At 38.5% G+C, this 17529-nt stretch carries 13 protein-coding genes and 2 pseudogenes; 5 read left to right on the plus strand and 10 right to left on the minus strand.

The features are described from left to right. Nucleotides 1–67: 67 nt before the first annotated feature. The 4 genes from LG372_RS08975 to LG372_RS08990 are packed head-to-tail and all read left to right on the plus strand — an operon-like array spanning nucleotide 68 to nucleotide 4589. Nucleotides 68–841 carry an ABC transporter ATP-binding protein gene (locus LG372_RS08975; RefSeq protein WP_049511084.1) on the plus strand — a complete coding sequence of 258 codons (774 nt, stop codon included), beginning with the start codon at nucleotides 68–70 and terminating at the stop codon, nucleotides 839–841. Then, a complete protein-coding gene (locus LG372_RS08980; protein WP_225742641.1) occupies nucleotides 831–2885 on the plus strand; it encodes an FtsX-like permease family protein in 2055 nt (684 codons plus the stop codon). The genes LG372_RS08975 and LG372_RS08980 overlap by 11 nt, the downstream gene beginning before the upstream one ends. A 32-nt stretch (nucleotides 2886–2917) precedes the next feature. Further along, entirely contained in the window at nucleotides 2918–3607 is a 690-nt protein-coding gene (locus LG372_RS08985; protein WP_061590096.1) for a response regulator transcription factor, read from the plus strand. Further along, nucleotides 3591–4589 (plus strand): sensor histidine kinase, encoded by a 999-nt coding sequence (locus LG372_RS08990; protein ID WP_115904270.1) that lies wholly within the window; start codon nucleotides 3591–3593, stop codon nucleotides 4587–4589. The genes LG372_RS08985 and LG372_RS08990 overlap by 17 nt, the downstream gene beginning before the upstream one ends. 83 nt (nucleotides 4590–4672) lie before the next feature. Here the strand turns inward: LG372_RS08990 and ffh are convergent, their stop codons facing one another. From ffh to LG372_RS09020, 6 genes are all read right to left on the minus strand, one after another. Continuing rightward, nucleotides 4673–6244, minus strand: coding sequence for a signal recognition particle protein (gene ffh / locus LG372_RS08995; RefSeq protein WP_225742642.1), 1572 nt, complete (start codon nucleotides 6242–6244; stop codon nucleotides 4673–4675). Nucleotides 6245–6255: 11 nt separating this feature from the next. Next, nucleotides 6256–6588 (minus strand): putative DNA-binding protein, encoded by a 333-nt coding sequence (locus LG372_RS09000; protein WP_004260758.1) that lies wholly within the window; start codon nucleotides 6586–6588, stop codon nucleotides 6256–6258. 380 nt (nucleotides 6589–6968) lie between these two features. Further along, nucleotides 6969–8966, minus strand: coding sequence for a methionine--tRNA ligase (gene metG / locus LG372_RS09005; protein ID WP_225742643.1), 1998 nt, complete (start codon nucleotides 8964–8966; stop codon nucleotides 6969–6971). Nucleotides 8967–9089: 123 nt separating this feature from the next. Continuing rightward, entirely contained in the window at nucleotides 9090–10349 is a 1260-nt protein-coding gene (locus LG372_RS09010) for an ABC transporter permease (RefSeq protein ID WP_225742644.1), read from the minus strand. Nucleotide 10350: 1 nt separating this feature from the next. Beyond that, nucleotides 10351–11052, minus strand: coding sequence for an ABC transporter ATP-binding protein (locus tag LG372_RS09015; RefSeq protein WP_049493428.1), 702 nt, complete (start codon nucleotides 11050–11052; stop codon nucleotides 10351–10353). Then, nucleotides 11036–12244, minus strand: a complete 1209-nt coding sequence (locus tag LG372_RS09020; protein WP_225742647.1) for an efflux RND transporter periplasmic adaptor subunit — start codon at nucleotides 12242–12244, stop codon at nucleotides 11036–11038. The genes LG372_RS09015 and LG372_RS09020 overlap by 17 nt, the downstream gene beginning before the upstream one ends. 291 nt (nucleotides 12245–12535) lie before the next feature. Between LG372_RS09020 and gor the strand changes: the two genes are divergently transcribed. Then, the gene (gor, locus tag LG372_RS09025) at nucleotides 12536–13882 is read left to right on the plus strand and encodes a glutathione-disulfide reductase (RefSeq protein WP_033681668.1); all 1347 of its coding nucleotides are present in this window, start codon (nucleotides 12536–12538) and stop codon (nucleotides 13880–13882) included. Between the two features lie 165 nt (nucleotides 13883–14047). Here gor and LG372_RS09030 read toward each other — a convergent pair whose 3' ends face one another. From LG372_RS09030 to LG372_RS09045, 4 genes and pseudogenes are all read right to left on the minus strand, one after another. Next, nucleotides 14048–14548, minus strand: a complete 501-nt coding sequence (locus LG372_RS09030) for a hypothetical protein (RefSeq protein ID WP_225742645.1) — start codon at nucleotides 14546–14548, stop codon at nucleotides 14048–14050. Beyond that, nucleotides 14545–15167: pseudogene (locus LG372_RS09035) on the minus strand (ATP-binding cassette domain-containing protein). The gene LG372_RS09030 and the pseudogene LG372_RS09035 overlap by 4 nt, the downstream one beginning before the upstream one ends. After that, nucleotides 15164–17145 (minus strand): annotated as a pseudogene (locus LG372_RS09040) (ABC transporter permease). Before LG372_RS09040 ends, LG372_RS09035 begins: the two co-directional pseudogenes overlap by 4 nt. Before the next feature lie 106 nt (nucleotides 17146–17251). Beyond that, nucleotides 17252–17529 (minus strand): hypothetical protein (locus LG372_RS09045; RefSeq protein ID WP_225742646.1); only part of this gene is annotated, 278 nt, incomplete at its 5' end.

Below are 17529 nucleotides of genomic sequence, written 5' to 3' on the forward strand. Positions count from 1 at the left end.
ATCCGTAAGTGTTATTCTACTCTGATTCATATTATAATGAAAGTAACAAAAAATGGAGGTGTTTCACATGGACACAATTTTACGAGTAGAATCATTAAAAAAGCATTATGGGAAAGAGCCCAATATTACCAAAGCCTTGGATAGCATATCTTTTCAAGTTGTCAAAGGCGAGTTCTTAGGAATTATGGGGAGTAGCGGTTCTGGGAAAACAACCCTTCTTAACTGTCTCGCCACAATCATCAAGCCAACTGACGGTTCCATTCAAATGCAAGAAAAGGATTTAGGTCAGCTAAAAGGGAGCCAATTAGCAGATTATAGAGGCAAGGAAATTGGCTATCTCTTCCAGAATTTTGAGCTCTTGGACAATCTTACAGCCAAAGAAAATATTTTACTTCCCTTGTCTTTGCACAAGGTCGATGCCAACGAAAGCAAGGTTCGATTAGAATTACTTTCCCAATATCTGGATATTTCTGAACTTCTGGATAAGTTCCCTTCTCAATTATCAGGTGGTCAACGGCAAAGGGTAGCTGCTGCGCGCGCCTTAATTTTAGACCCTAAGATTGTATTTGCAGACGAGCCCACAGGGGCTTTGGATTCAAAAAATGCGACCATTTTGATGCAAAAATTATCCGAAATGAATCAAGTGGAAGAAACCACCATTCTCATGGTGACCCACGATTCCGTCGCAGCCAGCTTTTGCAACCGCATCTTGTTTATCCAAGATGGAAAACTATTCCATGAAATCCGTCGCGATTATCCAAGAGAAAGTCAAGAAGACTTCTACCACAGAATACTAAAGGTCATGGCTGCACTAGCTGGAGGTGATGGTAATGTTTTCTAAATTAGTCTCAAGAAATAGCAAGAGAGATCGAAAAAATAACGGCTTGTATTTCAGTTCTATGGTTCTGTCTATTATCTCCTTTTACATCATCCTTTCTTTGTCTCATCAAGATGTGATGCACTTTCTAAAACAAATAGAAAGTGACGCTGTAAATAAACTCTTTAGCATGATTCCCATTCTTTATGTAGCAACGCTCTTTATTCTCTTTTTTCTAGTCTACTTCTCAAGCAGTATGCAGATGGAAAGGAGAAAACATGAATTTGGTGTCTATCTCACACTGGGAATGCAAAGAAGCAAACTGTTCTTGCTACTTCTGCTCGAGGATTTGAGAAACAGTGTCCTTGCCCTTGGAATAGGCCTTCCTATTTCCATCTTAATTTCAGAATTGATTAGCCTAATAACCGCTAAAATTGTGGGACTAGGGATTATTGAACATCAATTTTCTCTATCTACCACAGCTCTACTCTATACAGTCATCGGCTTCCTAGCTGTAAAATTAGCTGTTTTTGTCCTTTTAAGTACAAAGACTGCCAATATGGAAATCGGAAACCTGCTCGCCTATTCTCCTTCTGGGATGAAGAAACTACTCCCCAAGGGGGTGTACCTTCTTGCTTCTGTCCTCGGAATTTTGCTTCTAGGAATAGCCTATTACATGGGTATGAGTGGACAAGCTTGGGAAAATGTCATAACAATGGGCATCACCGTTCTCTTAGGAACTCTGGGAACTATCCTACTCTTCTTTGGTATGCGTTTATTTATAGACTTTTTGGTCAAGCTTGGAAACAATCGAAAACTTCATGCCTATAATTTTAGACAGATTCAGGAATTAGTTATCCAACGCTCAACTATACTAGCTGTCTGCTCCCTCTTAATCTTCTCTGCCTTGTGCCTCTTTGGAGCAGGTGTGGCCATTGCAAGCGGCAATCCAGGCAATCAAACCCACGTATTGGATTATACATTTAGAGATAGTAAGCAGGAAACAGATGAAAATCTTGATGTAAATGCAGTTAAAAAAGAGCTTGAAGCTGCCGGGCTAGTATCACAGTTTTCAAAGATTCTGCAAATTAAAGTAGGCCAAACTAAAGAACACGAATCCGTGTCCTTCGAAGAGGTCATCAAGGAGTTTAAAAATCAAAAAGACAACAAGAACAAGGAAATTTTGCTCCATAAATTTAAACAGTCTACTAATTCCCACCTTATACCAGTTTCCGAATACAATGAACTTAGAAAGGCTGCCAATCTTCCTCCTCTAGAACTAACTAATAAGGAAGCATATTTGTATATGGGGAAAGATTTTCTGCCAGATGAAAGTCTCGTCAACTCTGTCCTAAAGACAAAGCCTCAAATCAAAGTCATGGGAAATGATGTAAAATTGATTGGCGAAGTGGAGTCTTTGCCAATCGTAACGGATCATGAGATAACCCTCTCTGTCGCTCTCATAGTTCCAGATGAGATTTTTATGAGTTATACAGACGGTCGCTATTCGAACTATGTTAGCGGTATCTTGGCTCCTGAGCTAGTCAAGGAAAAAGGCTTGATGAGAGCTATCTCAGATACCAATGAAAAGCTAAATCAAACCTCTCTTGGCTATGAAAGCTATATACAAAATATGGGAAGACAATTGTTTTACATTATCTCTGCCAGCTATGTCACCATCTATCTGTCTATCATCTTCCTTGTTGTCGCAAATACAATTATCGGCGTTCAGTTTTTGATGGGACAAAGACAATCCTATAGACGATACCAGACCTTAATCCATCTTGGTGCCAACTACGAAACTCTTTGTAAATCGTCAGAAAAGCAAGTCAACTGGTATTTCGGTCTACCAATAGCCCTTGCACTTATCAGTAGTAGCTTCGGAGTGAGCTCCCTCCTCACAGGAATAGTGCCCACTAGCGCAAGAATGGTTATGGGGCAGAGATTTATCACAGCCATGCTGATCGTACTGCTCTTAGCTGGCTTTGAAGTCATCTATATCAGAATTGTAAAGAAAAATAGCAACAAGTACTTATTGTCATTAATGGAACCCAAAAGAGATGAATAAGGTAGAATAAAATAGGAAAAGGAGGAACCGATATGAAGCATATTCTAGTTATTGAAGATGAAGCCTTGATTCGAGATGAAATTGTCATCTTGTTAGAGAAAGCGGGTTATCAAGTTGATAAGTTGACTGACTTCAAAGATACAAGCCAGCAAGTGCTGCAATACGATACAGATCTAATCATACTGGATTTGAATTTGCCAGGAGAAACAGGTTTTCAAATTTGTAAAAATCTCAAGTCAAAACGCTCTGTCCCTATATTGATTCTCACTTCCCGTGAACAATTAAAAGATGAAATCTACGCCCTGAAATTAGGGGCAGATGAGTATCTAACAAAGCCTTTCAAGAAAGAAAGATTTTTGGCACGTATAGAAAATATCTTGAAACGCTATGAAGGCAGACAAAATCTACTTGAAAAAGATAATTTTCTGCTTGATAGACAGACCTATACCCTTTATATCAATGGACACTCGATTTTACTCCCCCAAAATCAAGGGAAATTGTTAGAAACTTTATTAGTGGCAACTGATTCTGTCGTCACAAAAGAAGAACTAAGCATGAAACTGTGGAATACAACTGAGTTCATCGATGAAAATGCCCTTCAAGTAAATATTGCAAGACTCAAAAAGGTGATGAAACAGGCTGGTATTGCACTTCAAGTCAAGTCCGTCAGAGGTATCGGTTACAAATTGGAAGAGGAAAGGGAATATGAAACAGAATCCTAAATATTTGGCTACCTATCTGCCTTGGTTACTTGTTCTCTTAGCATTTGATTTATTCACAGCTGTCCTGCTTTGGCTTTCAGACGTGAGAAAGTTTCAAGCCCTCATCATTCTCTATCTTTTAGCTACTGTCCTGCTCTTTTTCATCCTATCATTCCTACTGATAAGAAAAGAAAGAAAAAAATCCGCTGCCTATAAAGCCTTCATAGCCAATCCCAAGGTCGATACTGAGCTGGAATTATTGCGTTTATCAAGTGCCTCAGAGAAAGAAAGCATCGAAGAAATCGCAAATGCGCTTTACCAAAGGCAAGCGGAAATAGGAAAACTCAACTCATTACTAGCCGAATACGAGGACTATGTTGAAAAATGGGCTCATGAAATCAAACTCCCTCTATCGCTTCTTTCCCTCCTTTTGGACAATCAAAGTGACCAGTTGCCAAAGGATACAACTTTTAAGTTGGACTATGTGAAAAATCAAATCCAAGGAAATGTATCACAGATACTATTCTATTACAGGGTGAAAAGTGAAAAAAATGATTTTCTATTTGAAGACCTTGACCTCCAAGAGTGTATCCAAGATCTTTTGGAAAACTTTGATCCCTTGCTCAAAGAAAAGAAATTTACGATTCAGCTAGAGAACATACAAGGAATCTGCTACACCGATCAACGCAGTTTTGAATTTATCCTCTCTCAAATCCTCGCCAACGCCCTTAAATATAGCTCTGACAAGCCCGAACTCAGTATTTCTATGTCAAAGGATAAGGGGCGCACAAGTCTGATTATTAGGGATAATGGTTGCGGAGTTAAAGCTTGTGACCTTCCTCATATCTTTGAAAAAGGCTTTACAGGTGATTCAGGTGATACAAGGAAAAAATCAACAGGTATGGGGCTCTATCTAGTCAAACAATTAGCAGATGCTTTAAAAATCGAAATCACAGTAAATTCCGAATGGATGCAAGGGTTTGAAATCTCTCTTTCTATTTAGTCAATTTTTCGATTAAGAAAATTGCCTAATCATAGAAAGCACATATGCTATATCAAAAAGGAAAGCACTTCTGCTTTCCTTTTTTATTTACGTTTCTTCTTCGCTTTTTTCATTTTGTTAGCCATGCGTTTCATAGACTGTTTCATGGCAAATTCACCGATTTTACCTTTTAGTCCACCACCAAACATCTGGCCCATATCTGGCATTCCTGCTCCTCCGAGAGCTGACAAGTCAGGCATCCCACCTTGTCCCATCATTCCTTCAAGGGCAGACATATCCATTCCTCCCATATTTGGCATATTTTTAGGAAGGTTGTTTGGATTGATTCCCATTTGCTTCATCATTTTGTTCATATCCCCAGACATAACACCCTGCATGAGCTGTTTAGCCTGGTTAAAGTCCTTGATGAATTTATTGACTTCGACAAAGGTATTTCCAGAACCTGCAGCGATACGACGGCGACGGCTTGGATTTAGCAAATCTGGGTTTTCACGTTCTTCAGGTGTCATGGAAGACACAATGGCACGTTTGCGCGCAATCTGGCGTTCATCTACCTTCATGTTTTGAAGGGCTGGGTTGTTAGCCATACCTGGAATCATCTTGAGCAAGTCTTCCATCGGCCCCATGTTTTGCACCTGATCCAACTGATCAATGAAATCATTGAAATCAAAGGTGTTTTCACGCATCTTCTCAGCCATTTCAAGGGCTTTTTGCTCATCGTATTCTTGAGAAGCTTTCTCAATAAGAGTAAGCATATCCCCCATACCAAGGATACGGCTAGACATACGGTCTGGGTGGAAGGTTTCGATATCTGTAATTTTTTCACCTGTACCAGTGAACTTGATTGGTTTTCCAGTGATGTGACGAACCGATAGAGCCGCACCACCACGAGTATCCCCATCAATCTTGGTAAGGATGACCCCAGTGACTTCCAACTGAGCATTAAACTCACGCGCAACATTGGCCGCTTCTTGACCAATCATGGCATCAACCACGAGGAGAATTTCGTTTGGTTGAGCTAGTGCTTTCACGTCACGAAGTTCATTCATCAAAAGCTCATCAATCTGCAAACGACCTGCCGTATCAATCAAGACATAGTCATTATGGTTAGCTTGGGCTTGTTCCAAACCTTGACGAACAATCTCAACAGCTGGAATCTCTGTTCCAAGAGCGAAAACCGGCACATCAATCTGTTGACCCAGAGTTTTCAACTGGTCAATAGCCGCAGGACGATAAATATCCGCCGCAATCATCAAAGGACGAGCATTTTCTTCTTTCTTGAGTTTGTTGGCCAATTTACCAGCAAAAGTTGTTTTACCAGCCCCCTGTAAACCAACCATCATAATGATTGTAGGAATCTTAGGTGACTTGATAATTTCTGCCGTATCAGAACCTAAAACGGCTGTCAGTTCCTCATCAACTATTTTAATAATTTGTTGCGCAGGATTAAGGGTATCAATGACCTCATGCCCAACTGCACGCTCACGAACTTTCTTGATAAAGTCCTTTACAACAGGCAAGGCAACGTCGGCCTCAAGCAAGGCCAAGCGAATTTCTTTGGTTGCCTCTTGGACATCAGATTCAGAGATTTTTCCTTTTTTACGTAGATTTTTAAAGACGTTCTGTAAACGTTCTGTTAAACTTTCAAATGCCATTTTTCTTCCTCTTATTCTCTATTATCAATGCTTGTTAAAATTTCTATCTGCTCCTTCAGAAAGTCATCCTTGGGATAGCGCTCCAAAATCTGGTCAAAAATCTGACTGCGGACAATGTAGTCCGAGTACATGTGCAATTTCATCTCATAATCTTCCAGAATCTTTTCTGTCCGCTTGATATTATCATAAACAGCCTGACGACTGACACCAAATTCCTCGGCAATTTCGGCAAGGCTATAATCATCAGCGTAATAGAGCTCGATATAATTCATTTGCTTATCTGTCAAAAGCGCCGCATAAAATTCAAAGAGCGCATTCATGCGATTGGTTTTTTCAATTTCCATAACTTTTATTATACCAAAAAATCTATTATACTTCTACATTAGAAGTCACTCTAATAAAGATAGAAAAATAAAGGTAAGTTCTAAAAGCAACTTCCACATGACTTTTCAACGTAGAATTTTTTTCGATTTTCGCTTTCTTTTGAGGGGCAAGCGACTTTTTCCCCGTGTTTTTTCAGATCCAAGCCAATGTCAACTTCCAGTTGCCACTCATGAACCCAGCTTACTTGTCTAGAACTTAGTGAGTATATTTGTGGTTATTGTCTGCGACCATACATAATACGAATCCCATCAATGAAAATCTCAGTTTAGTCAACAAAGAAAAGTCCTTAGAAACTTGTAGTCTAAGGACTTTTCTTTCAACTGACTTTAGTGTTTTACTTTTACCCAATCACACTTCCATTTGGTACAGCTGGATCAACTGTGAGAAGGGTTAATTTTCCATCATGTTCAGCTGATAAGATCATCCCTTGGCTGACATATTTCTTCATCATTTTACGAGGTTTGAGGTTGGCAACGATTTGGACTTTCTTGCCGACCAATTCTTGTTCGTTTGGATAGTATTTGGCAATTCCTGAGAGGATTTGACGATCTTCACCATCACCAGCATCCAAGCGGAATTGAAGCAACTTATCTGAACCTTCTACTTTAGACACTTCTTTGACTTCTGCGACACGGATTTCGACCTTGTCAAAGTCTTCAAACTTGATTTCTTCCTTGTTTAGTTTTAGTTCAACTTCGTCTGGGTTCCACTCTTTTTCGACTGCTGGTTTATTGCCTTCCATTTGTTCCTTGATATAGGAGATTTCTTCTTCCATATCCAGACGTGGGAAGATTGGTGTTCCTTTGGCAACTACAGTCACATCTGCTGGGAAGTCAGCCAAGCTCAAGTTTTCAAGGCTAGAAACTTCTGCTAGACCAAGTTGATTCAAAACTGCACGACTGGTTTCCATCATAAATGGCTCAATCAAGTGAGCAACGACACGAAGACTGGCTGCCAAGTGGCTCATGACACTTGCTAATTGGTCACGAAGAGCTTCATCCTTTGCCAAGACCCATGGAGCTGTCTCATCGATGTATTTGTTAGTACGAGAGATCAGAGTCCAGACTGCTTCAAGTGCACGTGGGTAGTCAACTGCTTCCATGTATTTATAGTAATCAGCAATTGATTCAGCAGCTACTTGAGCAAGAGCATGGTCAAACTCTGTCACGCCCTCTTCATAGGCTGGGATTTGCCCATCAAAGTACTTGTTAATCATAGAAACCGTACGGTTGAGGAGGTTTCCAAGGTCATTGGCCAATTCGTAGTTGATACGGCCTACATAGTCTTCAGGCGTGAAGGTTCCGTCTGAACCAACTGGAAGGCTACGCATGAGGTAGTAACGAAGTGGATCTAGTCCATAACGCTCTACCAACATTTCAGGGTAAACGACATTTCCTTTAGACTTAGACATTTTGCCGTCTTTCATGACGAACCAACCGTGAGCGATCAAACGATCTGGCAATTTGATATCTAACATCATAAGAAGGATTGGCCAGTAGATTGAGTGGAAACGAAGGATGTCTTTTCCTACCATGTGGAAGACTGTTCCATTCCAGAACTTGTCAAAGTTACCATGTTCGTCTTGACCGTAGCCAAGAGCTGTCGCATAGTTAAGAAGGGCATCAATCCAAACGTAGACAACGTGTTTTGGATTTGATGGTACTGGAACACCCCATGTAAAGGTTGTACGAGAAACTGCCAAATCTTCCAAACCTGGCTCGATGAAGTTGCGAAGCATTTCATTCAGACGACCATCTGGAGTGATAAATTCAGGATGAGCTTTAAAAAAGTCTACCAAACGATCTTGATATTTGCTGAGACGAAGGAAGTATGATTCTTCAGAAACCCATTCTACTTCGTGACCTGATGGAGCAATACCGCCAGTTACATTTCCAGCTTCATCACGGAATACTTCTGCAAGCTGGCTTTCTGTAAAGAATTCCTCATCTGATACTGAGTACCAACCAGAATATTCACCCAAATAGATATCATCTTGAGCAAGCAAGCGCTCAAATACTTGAGCTACTACTTTTTCATGGTAGTCATCAGTTGTACGGATAAATTTATCGTATGAGATATTGAGTAATTGCCAGAGTTCTTTAACTCCAACTGCCATTCCATCAACATAGGCTTGAGGAGTAATTCCAGCTTCTTCTGCTTTCTGCTGGATTTTCTGACCGTGCTCATCAAGACCTGTAAGATAAAAGACATCGTAACCCATCAGGCGTTTGTAACGCGCTAAGACATCACAGGCGATGGTTGTGTAGGCAGATCCGATATGAAGTTTTCCAGATGGATAGTAAATCGGCGTTGTAATATAAAAATTCTTTTCAGACATAATTTTTCCTTTCCAGGCAAATGAAACCTGTTTTTCTAACACTTCATTATATCACATTTTTAAGGATTTTCGATAGAGAAATCCATACAAAAACAAGATAGACAAGTGTCCATCTTGTTGATTCTATTCATAACGAAGAGCTTCAATTGGATCAAGTTTCGATGCCTTGTTGGCTGGCAAAACTCCAAAAATCATACCCACGCTAGCCGAAACTGCAAGACTGAATAGGGCAACTGGGATTGATACTCCCACCTCTATACCCGCAATCAAACCTTGTAATAGTATACCAGCTATAGCGGTTAAGCCTGTCGCAATGGTTAAACCAATAACTCCGCCAAGCAAGGTCAAAATCATGGATTCAATCAAAAACTGGATTAAAATATTGGCACGAGTTGCACCCAAGGCCTTACGGAGACCAATCTCACGAGTACGCTCCGTCACCGAAACCAGCATGATGTTCATAACACCAGTCCCTCCAACAAAAAGGGAAATTCCTGCAATGGCACTAATAATCGTAGTTATAAATCCAAAAAGTTGTTGTACTTCTTGGAAGGCTGCAGTCGCATCTGCCACCTGATACTCCCCTTGCTGAAGACCAGCAATTTCGGTCAATTTTCTAGCTAATTCTGGTCCCACAGTTGGTGTCAAACTGGTATCATTAACACGGAAGACAATATCAGAAATCTCATCCATATTGAAGTTGTTGGCAAGAGAAATATTAGTCGTAATCGGAAGTCCACCAATACCAAAAGTCTTGGCAGTCTTGGCCTCATCGCTAGTATAGACACCAATGACACGATAACTAAAGCCACCGACATCTATAATCTGGTTAACAGCTTCTTGAGCTGACCCAAACAGACTATTAGCAAGTTCTTGGTCTAGTAAAATGACACTGGCCACATCTTTATAATCCTGAGCTATGAAACTGCGGCCTGCAACAATTTCATTTTCAACCGCCTTCATGTAAGTAATATTTCCACCTGTTAAGCTAGCACGATCCACTTTTTTGTCTTTATAAGACAAGGTGGTATTGGTCGAGTTGGTTACATAGTAACTATCTACACCTTTAACTTTAGCAGCCTTCTTGACCCAAGCTTCTTGTGGTTTTGGTGGTTCCACAGGAACTTCCTCTTCTTTCCCAGAGACTGTCAAAGCTGATTGTTTTTGGGTAAAAGAACCATCTTTACTTTTAATAGGTGAGAAAAAGACATGGATATTCTTCTGTGACTTGGTCATATTTTTATTGACCTGACGAGACATAGAATCCCCCAGAGCCATAATCACAACAACTGATGAAACACCAATGATAATCCCAATCATAGTTAAGAAAGAACGCATCTTGTGAGCCATGATAGATGAAAAGGCAAATTTCAGATTCTGCATCTTAGTTTTCCTCCTTTTCTACGTGACCACTATCAGATGAAATGACGCCATCACGAATGACAATCTGGCGTTTGGCATAAGCAGCGATTTCAGGCTCATGCGTAACCATAATAATGGTTTTTCCTTCTTTGTTTAATTCAACTAAAAGCTGCATAATCTGATTTCCAGTTTTAGTATCCAAAGCTCCAGTAGGCTCATCTGCCAAGATAATCGAAGGATTGTTAACAAGTGCACGCGCTATGGCAACTCTTTGCTTCTGACCACCTGACAACTCCGAAGGTAAGTGATGACTACGCTCAGTCAACTCAACCTTTTCCAGATACTCTTCTGCTAATTTGCGACGTTTTGAAGCACCAACTCCTGCATAAATCAGAGGAAGTTCCACATTTTGGAGGGCATTCATTTTGGACAAGAGAAAGAATTGTTGAAAGACGAAGCCGATTTCCTGATTTCGAACCTTGGCTAATTGTTTTTCACCCAGACCGGCTACTTCTTTGCCATCTAGAAAATACTGACCACTTGTAGGAGTATCCAACATCCCAATGGTGTTCATGAGGGTTGACTTACCTGAACCAGATGGTCCCATGATGGCAACAAATTCACCCTCATTCACTTCTAGGTTGATATTTTTGAGAACCTGCAGTTCTTGGTCACCGTTACGGTAGCTTCTGCAGATATTTTTTAGACTAATTAGTTGCTTCATCAGCCTTCACCTCTTTTCCTTCCTCTAGAGAAGACGTTGGGTTACTGATGACCTTGACTCCATTTGTCAGACCTGTAGTGATTTCTTGGTTGTCTGCATCAGCATTGCCCAAACCAACTTCCACTTTCTTGGCCTTTTTCTGCTCGTCAAGCACCCAGACATAGTTCTTATCATTTTCAGTCACAACACTTGTTAGAGGAACCAAAATGGCTTTACTCTTATTCTTGACCTCAACACTTACTGAGAATCCTTGTTTCAAATCACCGATTTCACTTGTAACATCGATGGTATATGGATATTTAGAACCAGAATTACCACCTGCTGCGGCAGTAGCTGCACTTGCTGCTTCAGCATTGTTTTTAGGGTAATCAGAAATGTAGCTAATCTTACCAGTCCAGCTCTTATCTTGGTAAACTTTAGAAGTAAAGGTTACTTCTTGTCCTACAGAGAGGTTGGCAAGGTTATATTCAGATAGTTCCCCCTTAACTTGCAAGTTTTCATTGCTAACGACATGAACTACCACCTGGCTAGCTCCAGTTGGAGATTTAGAAACATTACGGTTGACTTCGACCACAGTTCCCTCTAAGGTACTGAGAACCGTCATGGCATCCAACTGACTTTGAGCCTTACTTAATTGTGCTGCTGCATCTGCACGAGCATCACGAGCATCACCTAGTTGCGCATCAATAGATGACACTGTATTTCCTGAGACTGGAGCTGGAGTTTGCGCTGCAGCTCCTTCGCCTCCTGCTGGTGTTGGCAACTGTGGAGCCGGAGCTGAAGTTGCTTCATTTCGTGCTTGGTTGAGTTCGTTGATATGACGATCTGCCTTCGCAACTGCTCGGCTCGCTGAATCATAGACCGCCTGTGCTTCTGAACTACTATACTTAACTAAAGCCTGTCCTTCACTAACCTTATCCCCCACAGAAACAAGGATTTCATCTAAATCTCCCTTACTAGCATCAAAATAAACATATTGTTCATTTTTTGCTGTGACTGTCCCTGATAATAAAACAGAGGATGCCACGGTTCCTTCTTTAGCAACAACAAGATGAGTTGGCTCATCTTTTACAGCGGTCTGAGAAGGTTGTCTAAAGAGCAAAATGCCCCCAGCCCCCAATACAACAACACTTGCAGCACCGATTGCTGCATACAATTGCCACTTTTTAGCCTTACGATTCTTTTTCATAATGAAACTCCTTTTTGATTTAAAGTCCTTAACAATATTATACAAAAACTACCAAATACAAACAATAACAATTCAGAACGAAATAATGACATTTCGGGATTCAATTATTGTTCGGAATTTATTTTTATCGTTATTGTACTAGTTATATAGTACACTTTATTTCCCATTTTTGCAAGCCTTTTCTTTAATTTTTTTTGAACGTAGCAGATTTTTGCAATCACATCAAAAAAAAGATAGAATATGACTATCAAAAAATGACACTCTACTATTTAAAGGAGTACAAAGGAGTTTTCAATGAGAGAATATGATATCATTGCTATCGGTGGAGGTAGCGGAGGAATTGCTACCATGAATCGTGCTGGTGAACATGGAGCCAAAGCGGCCGTTATTGAGGAAAAGAAACTAGGTGGAACCTGCGTCAACGTAGGTTGTGTTCCTAAAAAAATCATGTGGTACGGAGCACAAATCGCTGAAACTTTCCATCAATTTGGAGAAGACTACGGTTTTAAAACTACTGATCTTAACTTTGACTTTGCAACCCTACGTCGCAATCGTGAAGCCTACATCGATCGCGCTCGTTCTTCTTATGATGGCAGTTTTAAACGCAACGGTGTAGACTTGATTGAAGGCCATGCTGAATTTGTAGATTCTCATACTGTCAGTGTAAATGGTGAACTCATTCGTGCTAAACATATTGTGATTGCTACTGGTGCCCATCCAAGTATTCCAAATATTCCTGGTGCTGAGCTAGGTGGCTCTTCTGATGATGTATTTGCTTGGGAAGAATTGCCAGAGTCAGTTGCTATTCTAGGCGCTGGTTATATCGCTGTGGAATTGGCTGGCGTACTCCACACCTTTGGTGTCAAGACAGACCTCTTTGTTCGCCGCGATCGTCCTTTACGTGGTTTTGATTCTTACATCGTTGAAGGTTTGGTAAAGGAAATGGAAAGAACAAACTTGCCACTTCATACTCACAAAGTCCCTGCCAAGTTAGAAAAAACTGCTGAGGGCATTACCATTCATTTCGAAGATGGTACTAGTCACACAGCTAGCCAAGTTATCTGGGCTACAGGACGCCGTCCAAACGTTAAGGGCTTGCAACTTGAAAAAGCTGGAGTGACTCTGAACGAACGTGGCTTTATCCAAGTAGATGAATACCAAAATACTGTTGTTGAGGGAATCTACGCTCTAGGTGATGTGACAGGCGAAAAAGAACTAACTCCAGTTGCTATCAAGGCTGGACGTACATTATCTGAGCGTCTCTTTAACGGAAAAACAACTGCAAAAATGGACTACTCAACTATTCCAACTGTCGTCTTTTCACACCCTGCTATCGGAACTGTTGGCTTGACAGAAGAGCAAGCTATTAAAGAATACGGTCAAGACCAAATCAAGGTTTATAAATCAAGCTTTACGTCTATGTATTCTGCTTGCACCAGCAATCGTCAAGAAACTCGTTTCAAATTGATCACAGCTGGTTCAGAAGAAAAAGTTGTCGGACTTCATGGAATTGGCTACGGTGTTGATGAAATGATTCAAGGATTTGCTGTTGCTATCAAAATGGGAGCAACCAAGGCTGACTTTGATGCAACCGTAGCGATTCACCCAACTGCATCTGAAGAATTTGTAACCATGCGTTAATCGAAATAAAAGAAGCAGAGCAAAAAACACTTCTAAATATCAAAAATCGAGTATTGCCGTAGTTGGAGATACTCGTTTTCTTATGTTTTATTTTATAGTATGTTGAAATAAGATATGCAAAAATCAATTAACAAACCATAACAAAATATAAGGATTATAACACAATCATTTATTCTTTTCTTTAAAAGATTCATATATTTTTTTATATAACTCTTTCATATCTTTTTTCTGAGAATTCAACTCTTCACTACCGTAGTCAAAATTTGCTACTACAAATCCCTCGTCAGCATTAGAAAAAGTAAAAAATTCTATTCCAATGAGTTTATTATGCTTAGAGTCCTCAATAGTGTCTCCTAAATTATTATTAAATTGCTTCACTTCTTCTTCACGAACTCCGAACCCCGCAGCAGCTCCATTTGCAATGATGTTTGAAAATACTTCTTCTGAAGACGCTACTTCTTTCACAGTTATGATATATGTAGCTTCTTCCGTTTCTACTTGTTTCACTTTATTCCATTTTTCTGTATCACTAGAAGAAAGCGTATAGACTATTAACTCCAGTGTTGGTTTAATGGTATTTTCTTTTGTAATCATTTGTTTTCCAAAAAAGAAGAAGGCAAGTAACCCAGCTACAAAGATCAAAGCAATATAAATTATCTTTTTCATACATTATACCCTATATCTTTCATGTCAATTATCACATCAACTTCGTTATAGACAGCTGGATCATGCGTCGCTATTATAACATATTTGTCTTCATCTTTTTCATTTAATAACAAACGAATGATTTCTTTTCCAATCTCACCATCTAAAGCTCCTGTGGGCTCATCTGCTAAAATAATTTTACGTGGTTTCATTAACATTCTGGCAATAGCTACACGTTGAGCCTGCCCACCAGACAATTCGTATATTTTTTGATGTAAATAGTCACTTGACAGTCCTACTTTTTCAAGTACGTCAGTTATTGTTTTTTGTCTTTAGTGATAAGGCTCAGATTATCATATACTGTTTTGTTATCTATTAAAGAATAATTCTGAAATACATATCCAACAGTATTTTTAAAAAAAGTTCTTTCTTTTATCTTCCAAATATCTTGTTTATCAACTAAAACATTCCCACTGTCAATTTTTTCTAATCTTCCTATAATATTAAGAAGGGTACTTTTACCGGAGCCAGAACCTCCAATCAATGCATAGCTTTTTCCAGATTCAAATATTAAATTTAAGTCTGTAAAGATCTTCTTTGAGCCGAAACTCTTTGAAACGTTCAAAAGGTCAATTGTCATGATTCATCTCCTTTTAAAATTTTAGTGTAGCTTTCAGATAATTTCCTAAAACTCATTATGATTGACAACATCAAAACTAGCAGAGAAGCCGCTCCAATATATAACAACTCTATTTGCCCTGTCATAAGAAATGTAAATAGAATAACCATTGTAATAGTCATCATAAAATATTTGAGACTTGAAATTGCTATATATGTTTTTGACAGACCCAAAATGATTTTTTTCACATATTCATTCTGTTTTAGAGTAATAAAAAGTTGGACATATTGATAAATGAGTATAAAGACAATACTGTAAATTATCTTCTGCAAGATTTGTGATAGTAGAATTTGGTGCTCTAAGGATTGGATCTTTAATTTCACAATTTGGTAAACATCTACTGGATTCATTGAGAAATTCAACGGGACAGTCATCTCATTTATTTTTTTTACCGCTTCAGGACTAAAAGAGATTTATATAGTATGTTACTAGCCAAAGAAAACTTATTATTTTCCATCATTTTGTCCGTATCTAACACAACAACTATATTATCTTTGCTATCTGCTACATTTGCCAGCGGTAAAATATCTTTCATTTTAAGATTATTATCAGCATCCTCATTAAAATAAAAAATTTTTTCCCCATCAGGAATTATTTGTACTGCAAGCTGTTCTTTTGTATAATTTGTTCCAATAAATTGTTCTGCTACAACTGTATTCTCAATAGATTTCTGGTTTTCTTTCCACTTCTCAGGAATATAGATAGTTGCTATCTTATTATCTAAAAGATGATAGTTTGTTCCATTCACTTTATTTTGTAGGTTAGCACCTGTTTGATTAATATAAATCAACTCTTTATTTATTTCTGGATTCGTTATCCCGTCATTTTCTAATTGTTTAGAAAAATTTTCTATAACATGTGAAGTTTTCATGAAATCTGGAACATATGCCGAAGATCGTTCTATATATAAAAAATCTAAGTTTTTTAAGGCAGCAACTATCTGTAGATACTTACCATCTGAATCACTAACTTCTCCATTTTTAGCAGAGTTACTTTCAATTCCAAGGAATTCAATCCTTCTCCAGTCTTTTACTGTGTCCCATGGTACTAAATTCTGTATCTGTATGTTAATACTAGATTGACTACTCTTTGTTTCTTGTAAAAAAATTCCTGAGACAAGGATGATAATCGAAATGATGACAAGCCATACGACAAAAATAAGTTTATTTTTCGCCTTGTTTTTGATAATTTCAATGGGCTTTTCAATCTGAATCGTCAACCAAAATAAAACAAAAGTAATAAGATCAATGATTTGAAATAGTATAAAATTCGTTAAAAGCAGAGAGAAAAATAACTTAGAACTATAGGTGAAGAAACCATTACCCAAAAAAGAGCTGTAAGAAATCATCAATAAAGCCATCATAATCAGTTCAAAAATAATAGAAATGACATACTCTCTTCTAAGGTCGTATACAGGCAAGCCCAAAGAACGCCGTATCACTCCTTCTTTGATCTGCCTCGTCCTAACAACAAATAAAACAACTAATAAAGTTAAGTAAATTGAACCCATTAACAGTATTCTTAAAGTTCCGGTAAATTGTAATATTCCTCCTATATACCAAGGATAAGCCATATATACTGTTTGTAGTCCAGTCATCGTAAGTGGTTTCAAACTGTCTACATCCATTTTCCCAAGTGTGTAATACATCCCTACTATTGGTGCTGACTTTAATTGTTCATTATTTACATCATCAAAATTTACATACTTCAACTGACCCGAACTCTGAACGATTGGCTTGTAAATGGTAACCTTTTCCGTTTTTGATAAGTCACGAACCATTTCGTATATTTCGTTATTAGAAAGATTACTTTTTCCTTGGATAGAAAAAGCACCATCAATTGGTAAAGGTATGGGGATTTCGGTATCACTAATAGTGACCAGACCAATTGTAGCAATCAAACAAAAGAAGAATCCAATGATACATAATTTTAATTTCATAAGCAATTACCATATGACAAAAGACTCTATTTTATAATTGGGTCTCTTGTTTTCATAAATTATTTTTTAAAATCTATAATAATCCCAATGTGCATTTAATCGAACATCATTTCAAATTTTTTGCTTGAAAATGTCCATCTATAATCTTTTTTATCGTGAACTTTAACGTTCCCAAAATATTCGTTACTGATGACTCTGAACTAATATTATTTGAAGAACTAACAAAGTAATTCGAATAACCATAGCTATCACTTACACCATACTTCCATAAATCAATAATCGGATATAGAACTGGGATTGCTGTAGTTTCACTACCAACACTAGCTGTAGTAGCAAATCCAAAACTGAAAAAACTTGTAGCCAGCAAAATGAACTTCTTCTTAG

The sequence above is a fragment of the Streptococcus sp. Marseille-Q5112 genome (assembly GCF_916700555.1).
Lineage (GTDB): Bacteria > Bacillota > Bacilli > Lactobacillales > Streptococcaceae > Streptococcus > Streptococcus symci.

Excerpts from the sequence above, each read along its gene's own strand:
- ffh (WP_225742642.1), bottom strand. The coding sequence starts at position 6,244 with ATGGCATTTGAAAGTTTAACAGAACGTTTACAGAACGTCTTTAAAAAT.
- LG372_RS09000 (WP_004260758.1), bottom strand. The coding sequence starts at position 6,588 with ATGGAAATTGAAAAAACCAATCGCATGAATGCGCTCTTTGAATTTTAT.
- metG (WP_225742643.1), bottom strand. The coding sequence starts at position 8,966 with ATGTCTGAAAAGAATTTTTATATTACAACGCCGATTTACTATCCATCT.
- LG372_RS08985 (WP_061590096.1), top strand. The coding sequence starts at position 2,918 with ATGAAGCATATTCTAGTTATTGAAGATGAAGCCTTGATTCGAGATGAA.
- LG372_RS08990 (WP_115904270.1), top strand. The coding sequence starts at position 3,591 with ATGAAACAGAATCCTAAATATTTGGCTACCTATCTGCCTTGGTTACTT.
- LG372_RS08975 (WP_049511084.1), top strand. The coding sequence starts at position 68 with ATGGACACAATTTTACGAGTAGAATCATTAAAAAAGCATTATGGGAAA.
- gor (WP_033681668.1), top strand. The coding sequence starts at position 12,536 with ATGAGAGAATATGATATCATTGCTATCGGTGGAGGTAGCGGAGGAATT.
- LG372_RS09015 (WP_049493428.1), bottom strand. The coding sequence starts at position 11,052 with ATGAAGCAACTAATTAGTCTAAAAAATATCTGCAGAAGCTACCGTAAC.
- LG372_RS09030 (WP_225742645.1), bottom strand. The coding sequence starts at position 14,548 with ATGAAAAAGATAATTTATATTGCTTTGATCTTTGTAGCTGGGTTACTT.
- LG372_RS09010 (WP_225742644.1), bottom strand. The coding sequence starts at position 10,349 with ATGCAGAATCTGAAATTTGCCTTTTCATCTATCATGGCTCACAAGATG.
- LG372_RS08980 (WP_225742641.1), top strand. The coding sequence starts at position 831 with ATGTTTTCTAAATTAGTCTCAAGAAATAGCAAGAGAGATCGAAAAAAT.